Raw genomic sequence first — 2,598 nt, forward strand, 5'->3', positions numbered from 1 at the left:
CCATCGCGGCGGTGGACGGTGTGTTCAACGCCGTGGTCGCCCAGGGCGATTTCGTGGACCGCGTGCTGTTCGTGGGCTGCGGAACAGGGGGGCCAGCGCCTCCGGCAGAGCGCCGCGGACCAGAAGGAGGCCGGCGCCGGGCAGCGCCGCCGCCTCGTCGTTCCAGGCCGCCAGCCGGTCGTCGGCGTCGAAGACCAGGACCGCGCCACGCCGTCCTGCGCCTTGCGGATTGGCTCCCTCGCTCGTCACGGGCGGCATCCCCCACTGCGTGCACGCTTGATCGGCGCTTGATCGGCGCCTGAACTGCGGTGACCGGAAGCGGTCCCCTGCGGACAGGCTACGGAACCGGCGCCCAGGATCAAGCCCGCCGTTCGTCCGACCCCCCACCGGGGCCGCCGCGCCGCGCCCCGTGCCGCTTGCCTTCCGAACAATTACTCGCATTTTTATATAAAAGTCAAGAAAAGGCGATGAACAAACGCGATAACCTCACAATAAATGGATGGATTGTCGCAATTTGACGGTTGCATGTTTTTCGAATCTTTTCGACTATGCGACCAATGGATGCCGTGATCGAAACCTCTTTCCGCGACCGACAACCGAAGGCGGCGACGCCGGCCGGCGCAGAGCGGTGCGTGGATTTGATCGGCGACCGTCTGTCCGGCGCGGCGATGGCGGCCCTTGCCGACGGCATGGGCGTGCTGGCCGCGGTCCCTGGCAGCGGCGGCGTCCTGGAGGACTTCGAATGGCTGACCGCCAACCGCGCGGCGGAGCGGCTGTTCGGGCACCCCCTGGCCGGGCGCCGGCTGCGCGCGGACGATCTTCAGGACGGCGAGGGGGCGGGGCTGTTCGCCTGCCTGGCCGAATGCGTGGCGGAGAAGCAGGCGGTGCGCCGTCTGGTGATCGCCCCCGGCGGCGCGCGCTGGCGGATCGCCGCCGCGCCCTTCGACGCCGGGATCGCAGCGCCCACCGTCTGCGTCACCCTTGTGGAGCTTGGCCCGGAGATCCCCGCCGTTCCGGAATCGGACCGCGCCCACCGGGCGAAGGCGGAGTTCCTGGCGCATATGAGCCACGAGCTGCGCACCCCGCTGAACGCGGTGCTCGGCTTTTCCGAAGTCCTTCTGGCGGAGACCTTCGGCCCGCTGGGCTCGCCCCGCTACCGCAGCTACGCCGCGGACATCCACGCCAGCGGCACGCATCTTCTCTCGCTGATCGACGGCATCCTGGACCTGTCGCAGAGCGAGACCGCCCGCACCGAAATGCAGGAGGAGGCCATCAACGTGGCCGACGCCGCCCGCCAGGTGCTGGCCCAGGTCGGCGACCGGGCCGCGGCCCGCGGCGTGGACATCGGGGAGGATCTGTCCGGCGACCTGCCGCTTCTCTACGGCGACGCCCGGGCGCTTCAGCGGATGCTGACCAACCTGCTGTCCAACGCGGTGAAGTTCACGCCCTCGGGCGGGCAGGTGATGCTGTCGGCCAGCCCGATGCCGGACGGCGGGATCGGGCTGATGGTGGCCGACACCGGCGCCGGCATCGCCGAGGACGAGATGGCCCGCGTCATGGAGCCCTTCGGCAGCGCCGGCATGACCGCTCCCCGCGGCGCCAACGGGGCGGGCATCGGGCTGCCCGTGGTCAAGCGGCTGATGGAGATGCACGGCGGGCGGTTGGACCTGTACAGCGAGCCCGGCGCCGGCACCACCGCCATCCTGATGTTCCCGGCGCGGCGCAGCCTGCCCCACGCCGCCCCCCACGGCATCACCCATTCCGGCGCCCGCGCCTGACCCTTTCGCGCAGCGGCGATCCGGCAAAAGTCCCTTGGCAAAGCCGCGCCGCCGGGTCATGGTGCCGCTGTCGTTCCTGAAGTGTTCCTTTGAAAATGGCCGATATCCTGTTGCACGGCGACGGGCCGCCGATTCCCGCGAGCGGCGCCGTCCCCATCTTCCGCGGGGTGCGCCGGGCGCTGGCCGCGCGCGGCTTCGTCACCATGGCGGAATTCCGGCTGGCCAGCGGGCGCCGGGCCGACGTCCTGGCGATGGACGGCGCCGGCACCGTCGTGATCGTCGAGGTGAAAAGCTGCGTGGCCGATTTCCGGTCCGACCAGAAATGGCCGGAATACCGGGACTGGTGCGACGCCTTCTATTTCGCCGTGGACGACGCCTTCCCGGCGGAGCTGATCCCCGGCGACTGCGGGCTGATGGTGGCCGACGCCTACGGCGCGGAAATCCTGCGCGAGGCGCCGGAACACCGGCTGGCCCCGGCGCGGCGCAAGGCGCTGACCCTGCGCGCCGCCCTGACCGGGGCCGCGCGGCTGCACCGGATCGAGGACCCGTCCTGGACCCAGGACAGCTCGCCGGTGTGATATGGCCGGCCGACCAGCCGATATGTGACCGCCCGATATGTGACCGAAGGCCCATGGCAAAGCCTCGCCAAGCCGGTATAAGCTCCGCCGCGAACGGGAACGGGCGAACGGACATGCTCGCACAGGATGCCGCGCCGGCCGACGGGACGGGGAACCGGCGGAAGGGCCGAACCCCGCGGGCCGGCGGCCCGTGGATCGGCGCGCTGGCCCTGGCCGCGCTGCTGACCGGCACCGGGGCCGGC

Annotated in this window: 3 protein-coding genes; 2 read left to right on the forward strand and 1 reads right to left on the reverse strand. The window is 71.0% G+C overall.

The genetic code is table 11. The annotated features are described in order from the left end of the window. Positions 1–24: 24 nt before the first annotated feature. Entirely contained in the window at positions 25–249 is a 225-nt protein-coding gene (locus QSG27_RS28450; RefSeq protein ID WP_306712154.1) for a hypothetical protein, read from the reverse strand. 383 nt (positions 250–632) lie between these two features. Between QSG27_RS28450 and QSG27_RS28455 the strand changes: the two genes are divergently transcribed. Together QSG27_RS28455 and QSG27_RS28460 are read left to right on the forward strand one after the other, a co-directional pair. Next, complete coding sequence (locus QSG27_RS28455) at positions 633–1,778, forward strand: sensor histidine kinase (protein WP_306712155.1); 1,146 nt, start codon at positions 633–635, stop codon at positions 1,776–1,778. Between the two features lie 95 nt (positions 1,779–1,873). Then, a complete protein-coding gene (locus tag QSG27_RS28460) occupies positions 1,874–2,356 on the forward strand; it encodes an MmcB family DNA repair protein (RefSeq protein ID WP_306712157.1) in 483 nt (160 codons plus the stop codon). Positions 2,357–2,598 lie beyond the last annotated feature (242 nt).

The organism is Azospirillum isscasi (assembly GCF_030849505.1).
GTDB classification, from domain to species: domain Bacteria; phylum Pseudomonadota; class Alphaproteobacteria; order Azospirillales; family Azospirillaceae; genus Azospirillum; species Azospirillum isscasi.

Bases quoted from the DNA above. Each gene is read 5' to 3' on its own strand.
- QSG27_RS28460 (WP_306712157.1), top strand. From the start codon at position 1,874: ATGGCCGATATCCTGTTGCACGGCGACGGGCCGCCGATTCCCGCGAGC.